Here is a 22,985-nt window from a genome sequence, read left to right as displayed (position 1 = left end):
TCGGCGGAGTCACATTCCGGAGGCTATGACCACACTCCGGCCCCCGCGACCGGAACACCCGTCGCCCTGAGCCCCGCTGGCCGTCCGGCCGAGCGCGCGGCCGGCCGCCGCCGGCCTGCCCGGTCAGGGCAGTGCGACGGCCGTCAGTTCCGGGCGGGGCAGGACGAGGTGGTCGTCGATCAGCACCGCGTCGCCGGCTCCGAGCGCCGGGTCCTCCCACAGCCAACGGGTCCGGCCGGTGCCCGGGTCCAGGGCGGCGACGAACGGCTGGAGAGCCTTCCGCCGGCCCAGCAACCCGCGTCCGTCCCCGCTCGAGGACCTCACGAACAGCCCGCCGGGCCGCGTGCCCAGCAGTTCGAGCGCGCAGTCCGGCCCGGCGCGCCGGGTCAGCGGCCGCTGCCAGCGCAGCGCGCCGGTCTCCGCGTCCAGCGCGAACACCACGTCCCCGCCCAGCTCCGAGCGGTACGCCGCCGCGTACACGATGCCGCGCCCGACCAGCAGCCGCGCCGCCGGGACCCCCAGGTCGAAGTGCCACAGCTCGTGGCCGTTGTGCCGGTAGCGGGCCCGTACGGTGCCCCCTTCCCGTACGTGCACCGGCCCCCCGGTGAACCTCGGCACGCTGGGCGCGACGAAGCCGGACCCGGTGCGCGGCCAGGACCAGAGCCGCTGCCCGGTCGCCACGTGCAGCGCCTGGGTCTGCCGGCCGTCCGAGACCACCAGGCAGTAGCCCGCCAGGGTCAGGGCGCGCGACGCGTCCTCCCGCAGCGGATGGTGCCAGACCGTCTCCCCCGTCGCCGTGCGCAGGACGGTCAGCCCGGAGGGCGTCGTGTACACCACGAGCCCGCCGGCAGGCGTCACATGTCCCGGCTCGTCCTCCGGCAGGTCCTGCCACCAGCGCACCCGGCCGTCCGCGGATTCGCGGGCCAGCAGGCGCACCCCCGACGCCGCGGCCGAGCGCACCGCGACGTAGACCGCGTCGGCCCCGGCCTCGGCCGACACCAGGGCCGTCCCGGGCAGCGGCGGTGCCGGTACCCCCTCGTCGGCGAACGCCGTCCAGCGGATCGCCCCCGTCCCGGCCCGTACGAGGCCCACCTCGGCCCCCGCCCGCCACACCACGCCGGCGCCGGCCGCCGACAGGGCCTCCGGCCGGAGGTTGCCGTGGCGCCACCGGCGCGCGCCGGGGGACACGTACGGCGGCGCCGGTTGCACTGCGGACTCCGCACTGATGGCCGCGACCGTCCCGGACGGCGGCGCAGTTCCCACGTCGGCCGCCGCCTCCCGCAGCCAGGGCACCCGCCCCGTCGGCAGGCAGTCCCGGGCGGTTGTGGCCAGCGCCAGCGCCCGCTGCGCCGGCTCCGGCAGGTTCCGGGCCCGGTCCGCGAGGGCCTGTGCCCGCACCCGGTCCAGCGGCTCCCTGATGCCCTCCGCGACCCGGGCACGGGCCGCTTCGACCGCGGCGAGCGCGTGCCCGGCCTTCTCGTCCGCCGAGGCCTCCACCCGGCCGCGCAGCAGCCCGGCGGCCCGGTTGCGCAGCCGCTCCGCCTCCACCGGCTGTCCCCGCCCGGCGAGCCGGCCGGCCTCCTCCCGCAGCCACGCCGACCGCTCCTCCAGCACCCGGGGCAGCTCCTCCTCCGCCTGCTCCACAGCGTGGGCCGCGCCCACCGGATCCCCGGCCGCGGCCCGGTCCTGCGCCAGCTGGCACAGCACGAGCAGCCGGCCGCCGGCCGAGCCGATGCGCTCGCTCAGCCGCATGGCCGCGGGCAGGTCCCGCGGGGCGAGGGCGACGACCAGGTCGTACGTGGTGGCCGCACGCTGGCCCGGGTCCCCGATCCGGGCGAGCTGCCGCTCGGCCTCCTCGGGCCGGGCCGCCGCGAGGGCCGCCTCGATCTGGGCCCGCAGCCCGCCGCGCGCCGGGCGCCCGCGGAAGTGGAACCCGGCGATCTGGGAGGCCTGCTCGGGGGCCACCCTGAGCAGTTCCTCGGCCAGCGCGCGCATCGGCGCCTCCCGCCGGGAGCCGGACACCGTGAACAGCGCCTGCTGCGCGTCGGTCAGCAGCCGCCGGGCCCGTGCCGGGGCCTGCGCCGAGGTGGCGCGGGCCAGTTCCGTCAGGAGCCTGGCCACCCGGGCGCCGTCGCCCGCACCGCCGGCCCAGGCCGCGAGCTCGGCATCCGCCAGGAGTCGTCCGGCGAGGCCCGGGTCGAAGCGGGCCGCGGCGTCCGCGGCCACGGCCAGCACCTCGACGCGGGTCTCCCCGGCGGTGGCGGGCACGCCCCGCAGCGCCTCCTCCGCCTCGAGCACCAGCTCCCGTACGAACTCCCGCACGGCGGGCGGGACGCCCGGCCCCGCGCCGGCCGCCACGCCCGCGGCCCCAGAGTCGGGCGTCCCGGCCCCGGCCCGGATCCCGGGCGCAGCTTCGGCCGCAGGCACAGCCCCCGCCGCGGTTCGCTGCCCGGCCCCGGGCGCAGCCTCCGCCGCGGTTCCCTGCCCGGCCCCGGGCGCAGCCTCCGCCGCAGATCCCTGACCGGCCCCGGGCACGGCCCCCGCCGCCGTTCCCTGTCCGGCCATGGCCGGAGCCCCGGCTCCTGCCCCCGGTGCAGCCTCCGCTGCAGCCCCTTCCGCTGCCCGGCTCCCGGCTCGCCCCATGACCGCAGCGTCCAGCGCGGCCGCGGCCGCGGCCGCGACGTCGAACCCGGCTTCCGGTGGGGGCCCGAAACCCGGCCCGGGGGCGGCCGGTTGTCCCGCCGCACGGTCCGCCGAAGGCTCCGGCCCGGTCCCGCGCAGCCCCCGCAGGGTCTTGCCCACAGACTGCGCCGACTCCGGCCGGGCCTCCGGGTCCTTCTCGAGCAGCGCCCGGACCAGCCGGTCCAGCTCCGCCGGAACCGGCGCGCCGACCTCGCGCAGCGGGAGCGGTACCTCCTCGATGTGCCGGCGCATGAGGACGTACGGCCCCTCGGTCTGGCCGAACGGCGGCGCCCCGCTCAGCAGGGCGTACAGCACGCACCCCAGCGCGTACAGATCGCAGCGGGCGCCCACCCGCTCGCCCCGCCACTGCTCCGGCGCCATGTACGCGGGCGTGCCGAACATCCGGCCCGTGACCGTCCAGCCCGCCGTCGCGTCCGCGGAGTGCGCGATGCCGAAGTCGCAGATCTTGAGCCGCCGGCCCGGCAGCAGGAAGAGATTGGCGGGCTTCAGGTCCCGGTGGACCACGGACTGCTCGTGCGCGGCGGCCAGCGCCTCCGCCGTCTGCGCGGCCAGGTCGACCGCGAGGTCGACCGCGAGCCCGCCGTCCCGCGCCAGCATCGTGGCCAGGTCCTCGCCGGCCAGGAGCTCCATCACGATGAAGAGGCGCCCGTCCTGCTGCCCCACGTCGTGCACCACCGTGATCCCCGGGTGCTGGAGCCGCGCTCCGATCGTGGCCTCGCGTCTGAACCGCGCGACCAGCTCGTCGTTCGTGGCCGCTTCCAGCAGCACCTTGACCGCCACGGGCCGGTCCAGCGCCAGGTCGTACCCGCCCCACACCTCGCCCATGCCGCCCTGGCCCAGCCGCTGGTCCAGCCGGTACCGGCCGGCCAGCTGATCCCCCACCCGCACCGCAAAGCCCCCTGACATCACGTCATGCGACGTTTTCCCAGGGGGCATTGTGTCCTGCGAAATGAACGGCAGGGGGCGCTACAGGTCAGCACGCCTGCGGATCTTGTTCCCCAGCCACACCAGCGGGTCGTACTTGCGGTCCACCGCCCGCTCCTTCAGCGGGATCAGCGCATTGTCGGTGATCTTGATGCCCTCGGGGCAGACCTCCGTACAGCACTTGGTGATGTTGCAGTAGCCGAGCCCGTGCTCCTCCTGGGCCGTGCGCTTGCGGTCCAGGCCCGCCTCCGCCGCCGCGTCCAGCGGGTGCATGTCCAGCTCCGCCACCCGCATCAGGAAACGGGGACCGGCGAAGGCGGGCTTGTTCTCCTCGTGGTCGCGCACCACGTGGCAGGTGTCCTGGCACAGGAAGCACTCGATGCACTTGCGGAACTCCTGCGAGCGGTCCACGTCCACCTGCTGCATCCGGTACGCCCCCGGAGCCACCCCCGGCGGCGGGACGAAGGCCGGGACCTCGCGCGCCTTCTCGTAGTTGAAGGACACGTCCGTGACCAGGTCCCGGACGACCGGGAACGCGCGCAACGGCGTGACCGTGATCGTCTCGGCCCGGTCGAAGGTCGACATGCGCGTCATGCACATCAGCCGCGGCCGGCCGTTGATCTCCGCACTGCACGAGCCGCATTTGCCCGCCTTGCAGTTCCAGCGCACCGCCAGGTCCGAGGCCTGGGTGGCCTGCAGCCGGTGGACGATGTCCAGGACGACCTCGCCGTCGTGCACCTCGACGGTGAAGTCCCGCAGTTCCCCGCCTTCCGCGTCGCCCCGCCAGATCCGGAAGCTCGCGTCGTACGTACTCATTCGTAGAGCTCCTCTTCGGCGAGGTACTTGACCAGCTCTTCCTTCTCGAAGAGCGCGAGCAGGTCGGGGCGGATGGGTTCGGTCCGGGTCCGGACGAGGGAGATCCGGTCGGCGGCCGGGTCCTCGGGCGCCGGGTCGACCGGACGGCACAGCAGGTTCACCGGGCGCCAGTCGCGCTCCATCGACGGGCAGTCCTCCCGGGTGTGCCCGCCGCGGCTCTCGGTGCGTTCCAGGGCCGCGCGGGCCACGCACTCGCTGACCAGCAGCATGTTCCGCAGGTCCAGGGCGAGGTGCCAGCCCGGGTTGAACTGCCGGTGCCCCTCGACCCCGGCCCGGGCCGCCCGTACCCGCAGGCCCGCCAGCTTCTGCAGGGCCTCGGCCATCTCGCCCTCGCGGCGGATGATCCCGACCAGGTCGTTCATGGTCGTCTGGAGTTCCTGGTGGAGCGTGTACGGGTTCTCCGCGCCCTCGGCGGCGTGGAACGGGGCCAGCGCCTCCGCGGCGGCCGCGTCGATCTCCGCCTGGGAGACCGCGGGCAGCGCTCCGGCGAGGCCCGTGGCGTACTCGGCCGCGTGCAGCCCGGCCCGCCGGCCGAACACCAGCAGGTCGGACAGGGAGTTCCCGCCGAGCCGGTTCGAGCCGTGCATGCCGCCCGCGACCTCGCCCGCCGCGAACAGGCCCGGGACCCCGACGGTGGCCGCGGTGTCGGAGTCGACCGCGATCCCGCCCATCACGTAGTGGCAGGTCGGGCCGACCTCCATCGGCTCGGCGGTGATGTCCACGTCCGCCAGCTCCTTGAACTGGTGGTACATGGAGGGCAGCCGCCGTTTGATCTTCTCGGCCGGCATTCGCGTGGACACGTCGAGGAAGACCCCGCCGTGCGGGGAGCCGCGGCCCGCCTTGACCTCGGAGTTGATGGCCCGGGCCACCTCGTCGCGGGGGAGCAGCTCGGGGGGACGCCGGTTGTGGTCCGGGTCCTCGTACCAGCGGTCGCCCTCTTCCTCGGACTCCGCGTACTTCTCCTTGAAGACGTCCGGGACGTAGTCGAACATGAACCGCTTGCCCTCGCTGTTGCGCAGCACCCCGCCGTCGCCGCGCACCGACTCGGTGACGAGGATGCCCTTGACCGAGGGCGGCCAGACCATGCCGGTCGGGTGGAACTGCACGAACTCCATGTTCAGCAGGGGCGCGCCCGCGAGCAGCGCCAGCGCGTGGCCGTCGCCGGTGTACTCCCAGGAGTTGGACGTCGTCTTGAAGGACTTGCCGATCCCACCCGTGGCCAGGACCACCGCCGGGGCCTCCAGGACGAAGAACCGGCCGGACTCGCGCTCGTAGCAGAAGGCCCCCGAGACCCTCTGCCCGTCCTTCAGCACCCGGGTGACCGTGCACTCCTGGAAGACCTTGAGCCGGGCCTCGTAGTCCCCGGACTCCTTGAAGTCCTCCTGCTGGAGCTGGACGATCTTCTGCTGGAGGGTGCGGATCAGCTCCAGGCCTGTCCGGTCGCCCACGTGCGCGAGGCGCGGGTACTCGTGCCCGCCGAAGTTGCGCTGGGAGATCTTCCCGTCCGGGGTGCGGTCGAAGAGCGCGCCCCAGGTCTCCAGCTCCCAGACCCGGTCGGGGGCCTCCTTCGCGTGGAGTTCCGCCATCCGCCACTGGTTCAGGAACTTGCCCCCGCGCATGGTGTCGCGGAAGTGCACCTGCCAGTTGTCGCCCTCGTTGACGTTGCCCATGGAGGCGGCGATCCCGCCCTCCGCCATCACCGTATGGGCCTTGCCGAACAGGGACTTGCAGATCACGGCCGTACGCTTGCCCCGCTCGCGCGCCTCGATCGCGGCCCGCAGCCCGGCACCGCCCGCACCGACCACGACCACGTCCCACTGCTGCCGGTCGACTTGAGCCATGTCAGAAGAACCTCGGATCGTTGAAGGCGCCGCTGGCCAGCAGGTACACGTAGAAGTCGCACAGGGCGACGCTGATCAGCGAGGCCCAGGCGAGCTGCATGTGGCGGGTGTTGAGCCGGCTGACCCAGCCCCACAGCCGGTAGCGCACCGGGTGTTTGGAGAAGTGCTTCAGGCGGCCGCCCATGATGTGCCGGCAGGAGTGGCAGGACAGGGTGTAGGCCCAGATCAGCGCGATGTTGACGAGGAAGAGCAGGGTCCCGAGACCCATGTGGCCCCAGTCGTAGTGCTCGTCGCGGAAGGCCAGCACCGTGTCGTACGTGAGGATGCCCGCGACCGGCAGCGCCGCGTAGAAGAAGTACCGGTGGATGTTCTGGAGGATCAGCGGGAAGCGGGTCTCGCCGGTGTACTTCGCGTGCGGCTCGGCGACGGCGCAGGCGGGCGGCGAGGCCCAGAAGCCCCGGTAGTAGGCCTTCCGGTAGTAGTAGCAGGTCAGCCGGAAGCCGAGCGGGAAGATCAGGATCAGCAGGGCCGGGGACAGGCCCCACCAGCTGCCGAACAGGTCCAGGTTGGGGCCGTCGCGCATCTCCTGGCAGTTCTCCGCGAGACACGGGGAGTAGAAAGGGGAGACGTACGGGGCCGCGTAGTAGTCGGCGTTGGCGAAGGCCCGCCACGTCGAGTAGACGATGAAGGCGAGCAGTCCGGCCGCGGTGACGGCGGGGGCCAGCCACCACCGGTCGGTGCGCAGGTGCCGGGCGGCGATCGCGGCCCGGGAGGCGTCGTGGACGCCGGTCAGCTGCCGGGGTGGTTCCGTGCCTGTGGCCAAAGGGGACTCCGGGTGGAGTGATGACGGATGACCCACGAGGCCCAGCCGCGGACGGCTGGGCCTGGTGGGGTGCGGGGGTAACGGCGCGTGCGGGGTGCGGGGCCGCGTACGCAGGGTCAGGGTGCCCGGCGGTCGCGGGCGCCGAGACCCTCGTCGTCGACGTCCTTCCACAGCGAGCTGTCGTACGGGGCGTCCGGAACGGGGACCATCCCCTCCCGGCGTGGGGCCCCCGGCGTGTCCGGGGCCTGCCGGGCTGCGTCCTTGACGTCTCGCTCCAGCCGCTCGACCGAGCGGACCAGCTCGTTCAGGTTGCGTCGTACGGCGGTCAAATCGTCTTGCAGGGACATGACTTGCCCTCACTTCCGCTGGTTGCGGTGGCAACGCTCATGTGCGCCTGCGAGTGTCGCGCCTCCCGTCCCCCGTTGTGAAGGGACGTGCAGCGATTGCGGGCGCGCAGGCGCAATCTGTGCGCCCCTCCCTGCTCCCATTTTGATCCCTCTTCCGAGGGAACGCCCGTCCGTGACGCAAGTGGGATTGGTCCGCACGGGTGGGGTTCGCGGCGTGGCGAGGGTCGGCTGCGAGAGGTGCGGCGGGCTGTGGATTTCAGTGTGTTGCGGCACCCAGTGTGATCAGCTCCATATACCGCCAAACGTGATCAAGCTGCCCCTTTCACGCCCCGCCCCGGAGGTACCACCCATGTCCCAGAGAAGGCGCAGGTCCTTGGCGCTCCTGACCTCGGGAGTCCTCGCACTGCCGCTGCTCGCGGGCTGCGGCGCTGGTGACGACGAGGGCGGTCCCGTGGCCGCCGGCCAGGACATCGCGGCCACGGCCCGCGACAAGGTCGCCGACGGCGGCGTGCTGCGCTGGGCGGTGGACAGCCTCCCGGACACCCTGAACACCTTCCAGGCCGATGCGGACGCCACCACCAACCGGATCGCCGGGGCGGTGCTGCCCCAGCTGTTCACGCTGGACGACAAGGGGCGGCCGGTGGCCAACCCGGACTTCCTCGAGAAGGCCGAGGTCGTCGAGCGCGAGCCCAAGCAGGTCGTGCTGTACAAGCTGAACCAGCAGGCGGTGTGGAGCGACGGCCGCGAGATCGGCGCCGCCGACTTCGTGGCGCAGTGGCGGGCCCTGAACGGCAAGGACTCCGCGTACTGGACGGCCCGCAACGCCGGCTACGACCGGATCGAGAAGATCGAGCGCGGCAAGACCGACCTCGAGGTCAAGGTCACCTTCGCCAAGCCGTACACCGACTGGCGCTCCCTGTTCTCCCCGCTCTACCCCAAGCAGGTCACCGGCACCCCCGATGCCTTCAACGAGGGCGCCCGCGGCACCCTCAAGGTCACCGCCGGCCCCTTCAACCTCGGGGCGATCGACAAGAAGACCGGCACCGCCGCGCTGACCCGCAACGCCCGCTGGTGGGGCCGGCCGGCCAAGCTGGACACGCTGGTCCTGACCGCCGTCCCGCGGGCCCAGCGCCCGGCCGCGCTGGCCGCCGGCAAGGTCGACCTGGCGGAGATCGACCGTGCGGGCGCCGACCGGATCGCGCTGGCCCGCCGGGACGCGGAGCGCACCCCGGGCTCGGGCGGGGCCCCGGCGCACGGACCGGGCGCCTCGGTGACCCCGGCCGAGGCCACGCTGTCGTGGGCGCTCGCGTACGGCGCCGACGACGAGGGCAAGGCGACGACGGAGCGGGAGAACCGCGCGCAGAACGCCGAGGCGGCGAAGAAGTACGCCGACGAGCAGTCGGCCCTGCGCACCTTCACGGTCCGCAAGTCCCTGGAGCCGGCCTACACCCAGCTCGCCCTGAACGGGGCCGCCGGCCCGCTGGCCGACGAGCGGGTCCGGCGGGCCGTGGCCAGGGCACTGGACCGCAAGGAGTTGGCCGAGATCGTACTGAAGCCCCTGGGCCTGCCGGCGAAGCCGGTCGGCAGCCACGTGGCGCTGGCCGGGCAGCGGGCGTACGCGGACAACAGCGAAGCGCTCGGCGGCAAGGACATCCACGCGGCCGAGGCCCTCCTCGCGGACGCGGGCTGGCGCCGCGGCGGCAAGATCACCGAACCGGCGGGCGCGAAGGCCGGCTCCGAGAACGCGGAGGACGACGCGAAGACCCCGTCGGGTCCGGGCACCGGCAACGACGGCCTCTACATCGTGGGCGAGACCGACGAGCGCAACGGCGAGAGCCTGGAGCGGGGGCTCCCGGCGGTCAGGTCCGCGATCAGGACGGACACGGACACGTCCGCGCAGGGCGACCAGGGCTCCGGCCCCCTCGCCCAGGGCTCCCGGGGCGAGCGCCTCTCCCCGGTACTGGACCCGGCCGGGCTGGCGGACGGGCAGCGGGCCGCCCTCCTCGCCCAGGCCGAGGCCCTCGGTGCCGACGCCCCCGACACGGCGGACGCGGCGGACCCGGCGGCCTCCGCCGACTCCGCCGACGCCAAGAGCGGCCCCGCCCGCGACGGCGCCGCCCCCGAGCCCGGCAAGGCCGGGACCAGCGCCAGCCCGGCGCCGGCCCCGGTCAAGCAGACCCGTACCTCCGGAAACATGCTGGCCAAGGACGGCAAGGCGCTCTCGCTGCGCTTCGTCCTCCCGTCCGGCCCCGGCTCGGAGGCCCTGCGCACGGTCGGCGAGCGGATCGCCCAGATGCTGCAGAAGGTCGGCGTGCACACCGAGCTGACCAAGGTGGCCGACGAGAGCTTCTTCAAGGACCACGTCGCCTCGGGCCAGTACGACCTGGCGCTCTACTCCTGGCCCGCGACGGCCTACCCGGCCACCGACGCCCGCCCCATCTTCGCCAAGCCGGAGCCGGCCGCCGACGGCTCGCTCCTCGTCGAACAGAACTACACCCGGGTCGGCACCGACCACATCGACCAGTTGTTCGACCAGGCGCTCGGCGAGCTCGACGAGGAGGCCTCGCGCGAGCTGATGCGCAAGGCCGACGCCCGGATCTGGGCCGCCGCCGGCTCCATCCCGCTGTACCAGCGCCCCGAGCTGGTGGCCGTCAAGCCGAACCTGGTCAATGCCGGCGCCTTCGGCCTCGGAACCCCCCGTTTCCAGGACATCGGCTGGAAGAAGGCTCAAGGCGCCAAGGAAAAGCAGGAGAAGAAGAAGTGACAAAAGGGGGCCAGACAGATTGAGCTTCGGGTCACAAGCTCAGATGTGACTCAAGTCGCTTGCCCGCCGGATCTCCGGCGGGCAAGGTCGTGTCATACCCATTGACCAAGCCTGTTGACCCGCAGCAAACGCGCAGGACCCATGGCCGGGACACCCCACCCACACCCGGTCCTTCTCAGTCGTCCGGCCTCTTGACAGACCCCCCGGCGAGCGGTTCCCGCCACGCGACGTACGATGGGGTAAGGCCGTGGCAGGTTTTCCGCCCGGTCGAGGCGCGCGTGCCGGACCGTACGCGACGCCATCCACGATCCCGGGAGAAGCGCCGAAGTGCCCACGCGCCACGACATCCGTAACGTCGCCATCGTCGCCCACGTCGACCATGGCAAGACGACCATCGTCGATGCCATGCTCAAGCAGGCCGGTGCCTTCGCCGCCCACCAGCACCTCGACGACCGCATGATGGACTCGAACGACCTGGAGCGTGAGAAGGGCATCACGATCCTCGCCAAGAACACGGCGGTGAAGTATCACCCCAAGGACGGCGGGGCCCCGATCACGATCAACATCATCGACACCCCCGGCCACGCCGACTTCGGTGGTGAGGTCGAGCGCGGTCTGTCGATGGTGGACGCCGTCGTTCTGCTGGTGGACGCCTCCGAGGGTCCGCTGCCCCAGACCCGCTTCGTCCTGCGCAAGGCCCTGCAGGCGAAGATGCCGGTCATCCTCTGCATCAACAAGACGGACCGCCCGGACTCCCGGATCGACGACGTCGTCAACGAGACGTACGACCTCTTCCTGGACCTGGACGCGACCGAGGAGCAGATCGAGTTCCCGATCGTCTACGCCTGCGGCCGTGACGGCATCGCCTCGCTGACCAAGCCCGAGGACGGCACCGTCCCCGCGGACAGCGACAGCCTGGAGCCGTTCTTCTCCACCATCCTGGAGCACGTCCCCGCCCCGGTGTACGACGAGGAGGCCCCCCTCCAGGCCCACGTCACCAACCTGGACGCCGACAACTTCCTCGGCCGCATCGCGCTGCTCCGCGTCGAGCAGGGCGAGCTGCGCAAGGGCCAGACCGTCGCGTGGATCAAGCGTGACGGCAGCATGTCGAACGTCCGCATCACCGAGCTGATGATGACCGAGGCGCTCACCCGCAAGCCGGCCGAGGTGGCGGGCCCGGGTGACATCTGCGCGGTCGCCGGTATCCCCGACATCATGATCGGCGAGACCCTGGCCGACCCGGAGAACCCGATCGCGCTGCCGCTGATCTCGGTCGACGAGCCGGCGATCTCCATGACCATCGGCACGAACACCTCGCCGCTGGTCGGCCGCGGCGGCACGGGCAAGGGCGCGGACGCGAAGTCCGCGGTCAAGGACCGCAAGGTCACCGCCCGCCAGGTCAAGGACCGCCTCGACCGCGAGCTGGTCGGCAACGTCTCGCTCCGCGTCCTCGACACCGAGCGCCCGGACGCCTGGGAGGTCCAGGGCCGTGGTGAGCTCGCGCTCGCCATCCTGGTCGAGCAGATGCGCCGCGAGGGCTTCGAGCTGACCATCGGCAAGCCGCAGGTCGTCACCCAGGAGATCGACGGCAAGGTCCACGAGCCGGTCGAGCGCATGACGATCGACGTGCCCGAGGAGCACATGGGCGCCGTCACGCAGCTCATGGGCATCCGCAAGGGCCGCATGGACAACATGTCGAACCACGGCTCCGGCTGGGTCCGCATGGAGTTCGTCGTCCCGTCGCGCGGCCTCATCGGCTTCCGCACGGAGTTCCTGACCAACACCCGCGGTACGGGCATCGCCCACTCGATCCACGAGGGCCACGAGCCGTGGTTCGGCCCGCTGGTCACCCGCAACAACGGTTCGCTGGTCGCGGACCGCGCCGGTGCGGTCACGCCGTTCGCGATGATCAACCTGCAGGAGCGCGGCGTCCTGTTCACCGACCCCGGCACCGAGGTGTACGAGGGCATGATCGTCGGCGAGAACTCGCGCTCCGACGACATGGACGTGAACATCACCAAGGAGAAGAAGCTCACCAACATGCGTGCGGCTTCCGCGGACAACACGGAGAACGTGGTTCCGCCGCGCAAGCTCTCCCTGGAGCAGTCCCTGGAGTTCTGCCGCGACGACGAGTGCGTCGAGGTGACCCCGGAGGCCGTCCGCATCCGCAAGGTCGTCCTGGACCAGAAGGAGCGCTCGCGCACCGCGTCGCGCGCCAAGTCCGGCAAGTAACACCTGCGCAGCACGGCTCACAGCCCGGCCCCGCACGGATCTCCGTGCGGGGCCGGGCTTTTTCGTGCCCGAGGGTTCGGCCTGGGTGCGCTGGCGGCGAGGATCCCGCCCGAACCCGCGCACGTGAGGCCATGCGAGCTGATGGCCACCCCGCACGTCCGCCCGTGGCCGGCGTACGGCGCGCCTGGCTCTGGACCGAGATGAGCCCCGCCGACCGCGTCCCGGGCAGCCGGCGGCGCGGCTGCGCACGCTGTACGACGGCAGCATCGAAGGCGGCCCGGCCGCGGACCCCACGTACCAGCGCACGCGGGCGCGGCTGGTCCGCGAACTCGGTCTGGAGCCCGGCCCGGAGCTGCGCGCGCTCCACCGCCGGGTGCTGGCCGACGACCCCTCGCTCCTCGACCCCCGGCCCCGCCGGACGGTGTCGGCGGGGGCGGCCGACGGGACGGCGGCCCCCTCGCGGCAGCATGCCCTGCCCGCCCAGCTGCCCGCTTCCACCGCGGTGTTCACCGGCCGGACCGATGCGCTCCGGCGCCTCGACACGCTGCTGCCGGCCGGTGACGACGACGGAGGCGCCGGCTCACGGCCTGCGCGGCGCGGACCTGTGCCGCACGACCGGCTTCCGGCTGGGCGAGGCGATCACGCTGGGCAACCTGGGGGCGATCCTGCACGAGCTCGGCCGCCTCGCCGAGGCCGAGGGCCGGCTTGTGGAGGCCCGTGAGCTATACCAGGGGCTCTCCCTCCCCCCCCCGGCCGTCTTCATCCCCGCGCGCAACCCTGGGGGTCGTACTGCTCGAGAGGGGGCAGCCGCAGCGGGCGGTCGAGCACCTCGACGCGGCGGCGAGCACACAGCGGGAGATGGCTCTGCACACCGATCTGGCGTTCACCCTCTTCTGGCCGGCGATGGTATCGGTCCAGGCCGGCGACCGGGCGGCCGCTCCGGACTACATTGAGCAGGGGCTCGAACTGGCGACGGGGGGCTGCGCGCCGAGGCCCACCTGCTCACGGGCCGGGGCCTGCTCTCGCAAAGCCTGGGCCATCACGACGTCGCCCTGCGGCACTTCCGGCAGGCGGCCGAGCCGGCCCGCCGGTGCGATGCCCGCACACCGGAGCTGCGGGCCCTGACCGGGCTGGCCGAGAGCAGCCTGCGGCTGGGCCGGCACGGCGAGGCCGGGGAGCACGCGCAGACCGCCCGGGCCCTGGCCACCGCGAGCGGGTACCGCCTCTTCGAGGCGCGGTCCTTCGCACTGCTGGCGGAACTGGGCCTGGCGCGAGGCGGGTTCGAGAGGGCCGCCCGCCGTGCGAACCGGGCCCTCGACATCCAGACGGAGGCCGGGCACCGGATCGGACGGGCCGAGACCCTCCTGGTCCTCGGCCACGCCCTGCGGCAGGCGGGCGACGAGGGGGGAACCCCCCGGGCCTGGGCGCAGGCCCTCGAGGTGTACGAGTCCCTCGGCGCGGGCCGCCGGCACGAGGGCCGGGCCCTGAGGGGCCGTTGACCACGCCGGGCCCGTTCGCGTTTGTCAACCGGATTGACTCGTTCTTGCGTCCGGATACCGTGCACCGTTCTCCGGAAGGTGCGCCAACCGTCCGTTTCGCACGTGTCTGTCTCCTATCCGTTTGTCCGGATTTCGGGTTTTCGCCAGGTGGCGATGTTGTGAAAACGAGACCACTTAAGTGTGGTTTACGGTCTGGCAGTCCCTGAGGATGGCTCCATTGAGCTCGGGTCAATGGGTCACACGCTGTGGGGAGCGTCGACTCACGAGCACACACGATGGGGCCGGATTTCGCTGTCAGGGGTGTCAGCGGGGCCGGGTCCTTCACGTATCCACAGTGACTCCTGAGGAGGCAATTACCCATGCGCGGAGCAACGAGCGCCAAGTGGGTCGCGGGTGCCGTCATCGTGGCGATGGCCGCCACCGCATGCAGCACCAGCAAGGACTCGAACGCCGGTAAGTCCGGCGGAAACATCACCGTGGTGCTCGGCGAGCCGCAGCACGGCCTGGTGGGTCAGAACACCGCAGAGTCCGAGGGCGCCGAGGTTCTCAACGCCCTCTTCGTCGGCCTCGTGGACTACGACAACAAGACCAACGAGCCGAAGCTCGCGGTCGCGGAGTCCATCGACACCACGGACTCGAAGACCTGGACGATCAAGATCAAGGACGGCTTCACCTTCCACAACGGCGAGAAGGTCGACGCTGCGTCCTTCGTCCGTGCCTGGAACTGGGGCGCCAACCAGGACAACGCGGCCGAGGGCCTGCCGTTCTTCTCGAAGATCGAGGGCTCCGACGAGCTCGCGCCGGGCAAGGACAAGAAGCCCACGGCCAAGGAGCTCAAGGGCCTGAAGGTCGTCGACGAGAAGACCTTCACCGTCACCCTGAAGGACCCGTTCTCCCAGTTCAAGACCATGCTGGGCTACAACGCCTTCTACCCGCTGCCCAAGGCGTTCGAGGCCGACCCGAAGAAGTTCGGCGAGGCTCCGATCGGCAACGGTCCGTTCCAGATGGACGGCGCCTGGGAGCACAACAAGCAGATCAAGATCAAGAAGTACGACAAGTACCCGGCCGAGGGTCGCGCCAAGCTCGACGGCGTCACCTTCAAGATCTACGACAACCTGGACACGGCGTACAACGACCTGCGCGCCGACACCATCCAGATCGTCGACAAGCTCCCGATCTCGGCGATGGCCACCGTCTCCCAGGAGTTCGGCGACCGCTACATCTACAAGCCCGAGTCCGGCGTCGGCTACATCGGTCTCCCGCTGGAGCAGAACCCCGAGGCGTTCGGCAAGGTGGAGATCCGCAAGGCCATCTCCATGGCCATCGACCGGGACGCCATCACGAAGACCATCTTCAACGGCACCCGCAAGCCGGCCGACGACTTCATCAGCCCGATCATCCCGGGCTACCGCAAGGGCGCGCTGGGCGAGGTCGGGACCTACAACCCGACCAAGGCCAAGGAGCTCTACACCCAGGCGGGCGGTGTTCCGGGCAACAAGATCGAGCTCGGCTACAACGCCGACGGCGGCCACAAGGAGTGGATCGAGGCCGTCGCCAACCAGCTGAAGGCGAACCTCGGCATCGAGGTCACCGCCAAGCCGTACGCCAAGTTCGGCGACATGCTGGACGACCTGGGCGCCTCGAAGTACAAGGGTGCCTTCCGCATGGCCTGGTCGATGGACTACCCGGCCGCGGAGAACTACCTCCGTCCGATCTTCTCGAAGGTCGCGATCGAGAACGGCTCCAACTACGGCCACTACGTGAACGAGGCGTTCGAGACCAAGCTCGCCGAGGCGGACAAGGCCACCGACGCCGCTCAGGGCCTGAAGCTGTACCAGGAAGCCGATGACATCATCATCAAGGACCTGCCGTACATCCCGGTCTTCACGTACATGTCTTCTTCGGCCTACTCCAAGACCGTGAAGAACGTCGAGGTCGACGCCCAGGGCCGCATGGACCTGGCGAACGTCGAGCTCAACTAACACCCCTCTTCACTAAGGGGATCCCGGGGGCGGGCAGGCGGAATCAGGTTTCCGTCTGCCCGCCCTTTCCCCCTGTTCTTCTGTTGGAGGTCTGATGGGCCGCTACCTCATCCGCCGACTCATACAGGCGATCCCTGTACTGATCGGTGCCACGTTCCTGATCTACGCGCTGACGTTCGCTATGCCGGGCGCTGACCCGATCCAGCTGCTCGCCGGCGAGAAGAAGGCAGACCCGCTCGTCACGGCGATGCTGCGTGCCAAGTACCACCTCGACGACCCGTTCCTGCTGCAGTACTGGAACTACATCACCGGTGTGTTCCAGGGCGACCTCGGTGAGACCCTCACCGGCCGCAAGGTCCTCGACCTGTTCTCCGAGGCGTTCCCCTACACGGTGAACCTGGCCCTCGTCGCGTTCGTCATCGAGGCCGTCGTCGGCGTGCTGGCCGGTGTCATGGCCGCCCTGCGCCGCGGCAAGTTCCTCGACCAGCTGGTGCTCATCTCCACGCTGATGGTCATCTCCATCCCCGTCTTCGTCACCGGCTTCGTGCTGCAGCTGACGCTCGGCGTGCAGCTGAAGAACAACTGGGGCATCGACTTCTTCCCCGTCTCCTTCAACGAGAACGACGGGATCCGCGCCTACCTCCTGCCGGCGTTCGTCCTGGCCTCCACGTCCCTCGCGTACGTGGCCCGCCTGACGCGCACCAGCCTGATGGAGACGATGCGCGCCGACTACGTCCGCACCGCGACCGCGAAGGGCCTGCCCCGCCGCCGCGTCGTCGTGAACCACGCGCTGCGCAACGCCCTCATCCCGATCGTCACCTTCCTGGGCGCCGACCTCGGCTCCCTCATGGGTGGTGCGGTCATCACCGAGCGGATCTTCAACATCCACGGAGTCGGCGGCCTGCTCGCCCAGTCCGTGTACCTCAAGCAGGGTGCGGTCGTGGTCGGCGGTGTGACGATCCTCGTCCTCGTCTACCTGATCGGCAACCTGCTCGTGGACCTGCTCTACGCCGTGCTCGACCCGAGGATCCGCTATGCGTGACACAACTACGGTGGAGGACTCGATGACCGACACCCAGCTCGCCGGAGCCACCTCCGCCGGCGCCGCGGTCAAGGACGGCGGAAAGAAGAAGAAGGACCGCGAGGCCAGCCTCTGGTCCGACGCCCTGAGCGACCTGCGCCGCAACCCGGTCTTCCTGATCGGTGCGTTCCTCGTCGTCTGCATGCTGGTCATCTCCGCGTTCCCGCAGTGGTTCACCGACGGCAGCCCCTTCGACGCCACGGCCTGCAAGCTCCAGGACTCGCTCAAGAAGCCGAGCGGGGACCACTGGTTCGGCTACGACATCCAGGGCTGCGACGTCTACACCCGTACGGTGTGGGCCGCCCGCAACTCGGTGATCGTCGGCATCGTCACCACCACGCTGGTGGTCGTCGTCGGCGGTGCCCTCGGCCTGCTGGCCGGCTGGGCCGGCGGCATGCTGGACAGCTTCCTGTCCCGCTTCACCGAGATCTTCTTCGCGATCCCGCTCCTCCTCGGCGGCATGCTGATCATGTCCGCCCTGCCGGGCAACGCCTGGACGGTCTCCCTGGTGCTCGCGATCCTCGGCTGGCCGCAGATCTTCCGCATCATGCGTTCCTCGGTGCTGCAGAACAAGAACAACGACTACGTGGTCGCCGCCCGCGCCCTCGGCGCCGGCACCCTGCGCATCACGCTCCGGCACATCCTGCCGAACGCCATCGCCCCGGTCATCGTGGTCGGTGCGATCAGCCTGGGTGTGTACATCTCCGCCGAGGCCGCCCTGTCGTACCTCGGCATCGGCGTCCAGCCCCCGGAGATCTCCTGGGGCCTCATGGTCAGCGACGCCTCCGTCCGCTGGCTGCAGGCCCCGCACGTGCTCCTCTTCCCGGCCGCCGCGCTGAGCGTCACCGTGCTCGCGTTCATCATGGTCGGCGACGCGGTGCGCGACGCCCTCGACCCGAAGCTGCGCTGAGGAAGGGCGTACGTTGACTACCATCAGCAAGAACTCGACCGTCCCCGCGCCGCGCTCGGCGCCGGAGGGGACCCCCTTGCTCGAAGTGCGCGACCTGCACGTCGAGTTCCACACGCGCGACGGAATCGCCAAGGCCGTCAACGGTGTCTCGTACTCCGTGAACGCCGGCGAGACCCTCGCTGTCCTCGGCGAGTCCGGCTCGGGCAAGTCCGTGACGGCGCAGGCCATCATGGGCATCCTCGACATGCCCCCCGGCAAGATCGCGGGCGGTGAGATCCTCTTCCAGGGGACGGACCTGCTCAAGCTCCCGGCCGAGGAGTACCGCAAGATCCGCGGTTCGAAGATCGCCATGATCTTCCAGGACGCCCTGTCCTCGCTGAACCCGGTGCACACCGTCGGCGCCCAGCTCGGCGAGATGTTCCGCGTCCACCGCGGCATGTCCAAGAAGGACGCCACGGCCAAGGCCGTCGAGCTCATGGACCGCGTGAAGATCCCCGCCGCCAAGGAGCGCGTGGGCGACTACCCGCACCAGTTCTCCGGCGGTATGCGCCAGCGCATCATGATCGCCATGGCGATGGCCCTCGAGCCGGACCTGATCATCGCCGACGAGCCGACCACGGCTCTCGACGTGACGGTCCAGGCCCAGGTCATGGACCTGCTCGCGGAGCTCCAGCGCGAGATGAACATGGGCCTGATCCTGATCACCCACGACCTCGGCGTCGTCGCCGACGTCGCGGACAAGATCGCCGTCATGTACGGCGGCCGGATCGTCGAGACCGCCCCGGTCCACGAGATCTACAGCCGCCCCGCGCACCCGTACACCCGCGGTCTGCTCGACTCGATCCCGCGCCTGGACCAGAAGGGCCAGGAGCTCTACGCGATCAAGGGCCTGCCGCCCAACCTGCTGAACATCCCGTCGGGCTGCGCCTTCAACCCGCGCTGCCCCAAGGCGCAGGACATCTGCCGCACCGACGTGCCGGTCCTGCACCCGGTGACCGAGCAGGACGGCACCGAGCTGCCCGGCCGCGGCAGCGCGTGCCACTTCTGGAAGGAGCAGATCCATGGCTGAGCTCACCAAGAACGCCACCGAGCGAGAGCCGATCCTCCAGGTCCGCAACCTGGTCAAGCACTTCCCGCTGACCCAGGGCATCCTGTTCAAGAAGCAGGTCGGCGCGGTCAAGGCGGTCGACGGGGTCTCCTTCGACCTCTACCGGGGCGAGACCCTCGGCATCGTCGGCGAGTCCGGCTGTGGCAAGTCCACCGTCGCCAAGCTGCTGATGAGCCTCGAGAAGGCCACCGCGGGCGAGGTCTTCTACAAGGGCCAGGACATCACCAAGCTGTCCGGCAAGGCCCTCAAGGCCGTCCGCCGCAACATCCAGATGGTGTTCCAGGACCCGTACACCTCGCTGAACCCCCGCATGACGGTCGGCGACATCATCGGGGAGCCCTTCGACATCCACCCCGAGGTGGCTCCGAAGGGCGATCGGCGCCGCAAGGTCCAGGAGCTCCTGGACGTCGTGGGCCTCAACCCCGAGTACATCAACCGCTACCCGCACCAGTTCTCCGGCGGCCAGCGCCAGCGCATCGGCATCGCCCGCGGCCTCGCGCTCAACCCGGAGATCATCATCTGCGACGAGCCGGTCTCCGCGCTCGACGTGTCGGTGCAGGCGCAGGTCATCAACCTGATGGAGAAGCTCCAGGACGAGTTCGACCTGTCCTATGTCTTCATCGCGCACGACCTGTCGATCGTGCGGCACATCTCGGACCGCGTCGGCGTCATGTACCTGGGCAAGATGGCCGAGATCGGCAGCGACGCCCAGATCTACGAGCACCCGACGCACCCCTACACCCAGGCGCTGCTGTCGGCCGTCCCGGTCCCCGACCCGCAGGCCCGCGAGGGCCGCGAGCGGATCATCCTCACCGGTGACGTCCCCTCCCCGGCCAACCCGCCCTCGGGCTGCCGCTTCCGCACCCGCTGCTGGAAGGCCGAGGAGCGGTGCGCCACGGAGGAGCCGCTGCTGGCGATCCCGACGCGCTTCCAGGGTGTGAACACCCCGGCCGCGCACGAGTCGGCGTGCCACTTCGCGGAGGAGAAGGCCATCCTGGCCGTCTGATCCCGCACCGCCGCACGCAGTCAAGGGCGCCCGGACCGGATTCCTCCGGCCCGGGCGCCCTTGCGTACGCGCCCCCGACGCGCCCTTGCGTACGAGGGCACGCCGAAAGGGAGTTGCGGCGCCGCCGCGGCCGGGCGGACAGTGTCCGGATGGCCGAGACCACGTACGACCACCGGGGCCGGCGCCTGCCGGCCGTACGGCCCGCAGGGCCCGGGGACGCGTCCGACATCTGCGCCCTGCTCAACGCCGTCGACGTCTTCGAGATCGGCAGACCGGAGACCGACCTGGGGACCGTCGAGGCCGACCTCCACCACCCCGACGTCGACCTGGCCAAGGACTCCTGGCTGGCCTTCGAGGGCGGCCGGCTCGTCGCGTACGCCCTGGTGTGGAACGACTCCGGACCCGGCAGGGTCGACTGCGACCACTACGTGCTGCCCGGCCGACGCGAGGCCGCCGTCCGGCTGCTGGAGCTGATGGAGGTCCGGGCCCGCGAGCTCGCCGCCGGCGAGCAGGAGGCCGTCCTGCGGCTCCAGCTCAACGTGAAGCCCACCCTCGACGCCGACCTGCTGCCCGGCCGCGGCTACCGCACCGTACGCCGCTACCAGGTGATGACCCGCGCCCTGAGCGGTCCCGGGGAAGCGGGGCACGCCCCCGCCCCGCCCGAGGGGCTCGCCCTGCGCGACTGCGCCGCCGACGAGGCCGACCGCCGCCGGGCCCACGCCCTGGTGGAGGAGACCTTCGCGGCCCACTTCGGCCACGCCGAGCGGCCGTACGAGGCCTGGCTGGACCACCTCGACGCCCGCCGCCTCGACTGGTCGCTGGTCTGGATCGCGAGCCTGCCCGGCGAGGGCGACGTGGGCGTCCTGCTGAGCCGCGACGACCGCACCAGCATGGGCTGGATCAGCCACATCGGCGTCCGGGCGGACCTGCGCGGCCGCGGCATCGGCGGCTTCCTGCTGCGCCACGGCTTCGCCGCCTACGCGGCCCGCGGCCGCGACACCGTCGGCCTCGGGGTGGACGTCCACAACGAGACCGGCGCCCTCGCGCTCTACGAGGCGCACGGCATGGGCCTGCACTACGCCGTCGACACGTGGGAGCTGTCCTTGCACCCGCAGGGGTGACAGGCGGAAGACGCGAGGGTGCAATCGGCCGAACCGGGAGTGCTCGGGCGCCCACATAGGGTGACATGGGGCCCAAGTGAGTCTTGGGAGCCATAGGAGGCACTCCATGCGCGGAGCCACCCACGCCAAGTGGGCCGCATGTGCAGTGGCCGTCGCCCTCGTGGCGACGGCCTGCGGCGGCGGCAGCGACAGCGGCGGAGGCGGTGGCGGCGACACCGGAATCGTCAGCTCCTCGTGGGGTGACCCGCAGAACCCGCTGGAGCCGGCCAACACCAACGAGGTGCAGGGCGGCAAGGTCCTCGACATGCTCTTCCGGGGCCTGAAGCGGTACGACCCGAAGACCGGCGAGGCCGTCAACATGCTCGCCGAGAAGATCGAGACCACCGACAGCCAGAACTTCACCATCACGCTGAAGGACGGCTGGAAGTTCAGCAACGACGAGCCGGTCACCGCGCAGTCCTTCGTGGACGCCTGGAACTACGGCGCGGACGTGCGCAACAAGCAGAACAACTCGCCGTTCTTCTCCGACATCGTCGGCTACGCGGACGTCCACCCCACGTCCGGCGAGCCCAAGGCCAAGACGATGTCCGGGCTGGTCGTCAAGGACGCCAAGACCTTCACGGTCGCCCTGAAGAACAAGTTCTCCACGTGGCCCGAGACCCTCGGCTACCAGGCCTTCTCCCCGCTGCCCAAGGCCTTCTTCACCGACCACGCCGGCTGGCTGAACAAGCCGATCGGCAACGGCCCGTACACGGTGGACTCGTACACCAAGGGCACCGGCATGAAGCTGCGCACCTGGGCCGGCTACCCGGGCGAGGACAAGGCGCAGAACGGTGGCGTCGACCTCAAGGTCTACACCGACAACAACACCGCCTACACGGACCTGATCTCCGGCAACCTCGACCTCGTCGACGACGTCCCCGCGCAGCAGCTGAAGAACGTCAAGAACGACCTCGGCGACCGGTACATCAACCAGCCGGCCCTCATCATCCAGACCCTCACCTTCCCTCTCTACGACCCGCAGTGGAGCAAGGAGGGCATGGAGAACGTCCGCCGCGGCATCTCCATGGCGATCAACCGCGACGAGATCACCAAGCAGATCTTCCGGGAGACCCGCACCCCGGCCAAGGACTGGACCTCCCCGGCCCTCGGTGAGAAGGGCGGCTTCAACGCCACGCTCTGCGGCGACGCCTGCAAGTACGACCCGGCCGCGGCCAAGAAGCTCATCCAGGACGCCGGCGGACTCCCCGGCGGCAAGGTCACACTGACGTCCAACGTGGACACCGGCTCGCACCGCGACTGGATGGACGCCGTCTGCAACAGCATCAACAACGCGATCGGCGAGGGCCCCGTCTGCACGGTCAACCCGATCGGCACCTTCGCCGACTTCCGCAACCAGCAGAGCTCCTTCAAGCTGACCGGCCCCTTCCGCTCCGGCTGGCAGGCCGACTACCCGCTGATCCAGAACTTCCTCCAGCCGCTCTACTACACCGGCGCCTCCTCCAACTACGGGAAGTTCAGCAACCCGGACTTCGACAAGCTCGTCGACGAGGCCAACCAGGAGAGCGACGCCGCCAAGGCCATCACGAAGTTCCAGGACGCCGAGAAGATCCTCGCCGCGCAGATGCCGTCCATCCCGCTCTGGTACCAGAACGGCAGCGCCGGCTACGCCGAGCGGCTCACGGACGTGGCGCTCAACCAGTTCAGCGTCCCCGTCTACAACGAGATCAAGGTCAGCTGACCCCCCGTCGGATCGATCCTGGAGCAG

The 22,985-nt window shown here is 70.9% G+C and carries 16 protein-coding genes; 11 read left to right on the top strand and 5 right to left on the bottom strand.

Features of this window, described 5'->3' with window-relative positions:
* Positions 1–123 precede the first annotated feature (123 nt).
* The 5 genes from AB5J51_RS15570 to AB5J51_RS15550 all read right to left on the bottom strand — a co-directional run bounded on the left by AB5J51_RS15570 (position 124) and on the right by AB5J51_RS15550 (position 7,514).
* Positions 124–3,591: a protein kinase gene (locus AB5J51_RS15570; protein ID WP_369777904.1), complete on the bottom strand. Its 3,468-nt coding sequence runs from the start codon at positions 3,589–3,591 to the stop codon at positions 124–126.
* Between the two features lie 78 nt (positions 3,592–3,669).
* Complete coding sequence (locus tag AB5J51_RS15565) at positions 3,670–4,443, bottom strand: succinate dehydrogenase/fumarate reductase iron-sulfur subunit (RefSeq protein WP_133896982.1); 774 nt, start codon at positions 4,441–4,443, stop codon at positions 3,670–3,672.
* Complete coding sequence (locus AB5J51_RS15560) at positions 4,440–6,344, bottom strand: fumarate reductase/succinate dehydrogenase flavoprotein subunit (protein ID WP_133896981.1); 1,905 nt, start codon at positions 6,342–6,344, stop codon at positions 4,440–4,442. Before AB5J51_RS15560 ends, AB5J51_RS15565 begins: the two co-directional genes overlap by 4 nt.
* Position 6,345: 1 nt before the next feature.
* Positions 6,346–7,167, bottom strand: coding sequence for a hypothetical protein (locus AB5J51_RS15555; RefSeq protein WP_369777903.1), 822 nt, complete (start codon positions 7,165–7,167; stop codon positions 6,346–6,348).
* Between the two features lie 116 nt (positions 7,168–7,283).
* Complete coding sequence (locus AB5J51_RS15550) at positions 7,284–7,514, bottom strand: hypothetical protein (protein ID WP_053784530.1); 231 nt, start codon at positions 7,512–7,514, stop codon at positions 7,284–7,286.
* Positions 7,515–7,863: 349 nt separating this feature from the next.
* On the opposite strand from AB5J51_RS15550, the gene AB5J51_RS15545 reads away from it, so the two are divergent.
* From AB5J51_RS15545 to AB5J51_RS15495, 11 genes are all read left to right on the top strand, one after another.
* Positions 7,864–10,278 (top strand): ABC transporter family substrate-binding protein, encoded by a 2,415-nt coding sequence (locus tag AB5J51_RS15545; RefSeq protein WP_136225296.1) that lies wholly within the window; start codon positions 7,864–7,866, stop codon positions 10,276–10,278.
* Positions 10,279–10,605: 327 nt separating this feature from the next.
* Entirely contained in the window at positions 10,606–12,510 is a 1,905-nt protein-coding gene (gene typA, locus AB5J51_RS15540; protein WP_136225298.1) for a translational GTPase TypA, read from the top strand.
* Between the two features lie 184 nt (positions 12,511–12,694).
* A complete protein-coding gene (locus AB5J51_RS15535) occupies positions 12,695–13,231 on the top strand; it encodes a BTAD domain-containing putative transcriptional regulator (RefSeq protein ID WP_369780261.1) in 537 nt (178 codons plus the stop codon).
* Between the two features lie 259 nt (positions 13,232–13,490).
* Complete coding sequence (locus AB5J51_RS15530; RefSeq protein ID WP_369780260.1) at positions 13,491–14,009, top strand: tetratricopeptide repeat protein; 519 nt, start codon at positions 13,491–13,493, stop codon at positions 14,007–14,009.
* Between the two features lie 359 nt (positions 14,010–14,368).
* On the top strand, positions 14,369–15,991 hold the full coding sequence (locus tag AB5J51_RS15525) for an ABC transporter substrate-binding protein (RefSeq protein ID WP_053784534.1): 1,623 nt from the start codon (positions 14,369–14,371) through the stop codon (positions 15,989–15,991).
* Between the two features lie 94 nt (positions 15,992–16,085).
* Entirely contained in the window at positions 16,086–17,033 is a 948-nt protein-coding gene (locus AB5J51_RS15520) for an ABC transporter permease (protein WP_030291085.1), read from the top strand.
* Entirely contained in the window at positions 17,026–17,982 is a 957-nt protein-coding gene (locus AB5J51_RS15515; protein WP_030291087.1) for an ABC transporter permease, read from the top strand. Before AB5J51_RS15520 ends, AB5J51_RS15515 begins: the two co-directional genes overlap by 8 nt.
* A 13-nt stretch (positions 17,983–17,995) precedes the next feature.
* Positions 17,996–19,051 (top strand): ABC transporter ATP-binding protein, encoded by a 1,056-nt coding sequence (locus AB5J51_RS15510; RefSeq protein ID WP_053784535.1) that lies wholly within the window; start codon positions 17,996–17,998, stop codon positions 19,049–19,051.
* A complete protein-coding gene (locus tag AB5J51_RS15505; RefSeq protein ID WP_037633625.1) occupies positions 19,044–20,096 on the top strand; it encodes an ABC transporter ATP-binding protein in 1,053 nt (350 codons plus the stop codon). Before AB5J51_RS15510 ends, AB5J51_RS15505 begins: the two co-directional genes overlap by 8 nt.
* Before the next feature lie 149 nt (positions 20,097–20,245).
* On the top strand, positions 20,246–21,217 hold the full coding sequence (locus AB5J51_RS15500; protein ID WP_369777902.1) for a GNAT family N-acetyltransferase: 972 nt from the start codon (positions 20,246–20,248) through the stop codon (positions 21,215–21,217).
* Between the two features lie 106 nt (positions 21,218–21,323).
* Complete coding sequence (locus tag AB5J51_RS15495; protein WP_136225302.1) at positions 21,324–22,958, top strand: ABC transporter substrate-binding protein; 1,635 nt, start codon at positions 21,324–21,326, stop codon at positions 22,956–22,958.
* The last annotated feature ends 27 nt before the right edge of the window (positions 22,959–22,985 follow it).

The sequence above is a fragment of the Streptomyces sp. R33 genome (assembly GCF_041200175.1).
Taxonomy (GTDB): Bacteria; Actinomycetota; Actinomycetes; order Streptomycetales; family Streptomycetaceae; genus Streptomyces; species Streptomyces katrae_B.
Note: the sequence above shows the minus strand (reverse complement) of the source record. Positions and strands in the feature narration are given on the sequence as shown.

Excerpts from the sequence above, each read along its gene's own strand:
- AB5J51_RS15560 (WP_133896981.1), bottom strand. The coding sequence starts at position 6,344 with ATGGCTCAAGTCGACCGGCAGCAGTGGGACGTGGTCGTGGTCGGTGCG.
- AB5J51_RS15525 (WP_053784534.1), top strand. The coding sequence starts at position 14,369 with ATGCGCGGAGCAACGAGCGCCAAGTGGGTCGCGGGTGCCGTCATCGTG.
- AB5J51_RS15500 (WP_369777902.1), top strand. The coding sequence starts at position 20,246 with ATGGCCGAGACCACGTACGACCACCGGGGCCGGCGCCTGCCGGCCGTA.
- AB5J51_RS15505 (WP_037633625.1), top strand. The coding sequence starts at position 19,044 with ATGGCTGAGCTCACCAAGAACGCCACCGAGCGAGAGCCGATCCTCCAG.
- AB5J51_RS15545 (WP_136225296.1), top strand. The coding sequence starts at position 7,864 with ATGTCCCAGAGAAGGCGCAGGTCCTTGGCGCTCCTGACCTCGGGAGTC.
- AB5J51_RS15565 (WP_133896982.1), bottom strand. The coding sequence starts at position 4,443 with ATGAGTACGTACGACGCGAGCTTCCGGATCTGGCGGGGCGACGCGGAA.
- AB5J51_RS15495 (WP_136225302.1), top strand. The coding sequence starts at position 21,324 with ATGCGCGGAGCCACCCACGCCAAGTGGGCCGCATGTGCAGTGGCCGTC.
- AB5J51_RS15520 (WP_030291085.1), top strand. The coding sequence starts at position 16,086 with ATGGGCCGCTACCTCATCCGCCGACTCATACAGGCGATCCCTGTACTG.
- AB5J51_RS15515 (WP_030291087.1), top strand. The coding sequence starts at position 17,026 with ATGCGTGACACAACTACGGTGGAGGACTCGATGACCGACACCCAGCTC.
- AB5J51_RS15550 (WP_053784530.1), bottom strand. The coding sequence starts at position 7,514 with ATGTCCCTGCAAGACGATTTGACCGCCGTACGACGCAACCTGAACGAG.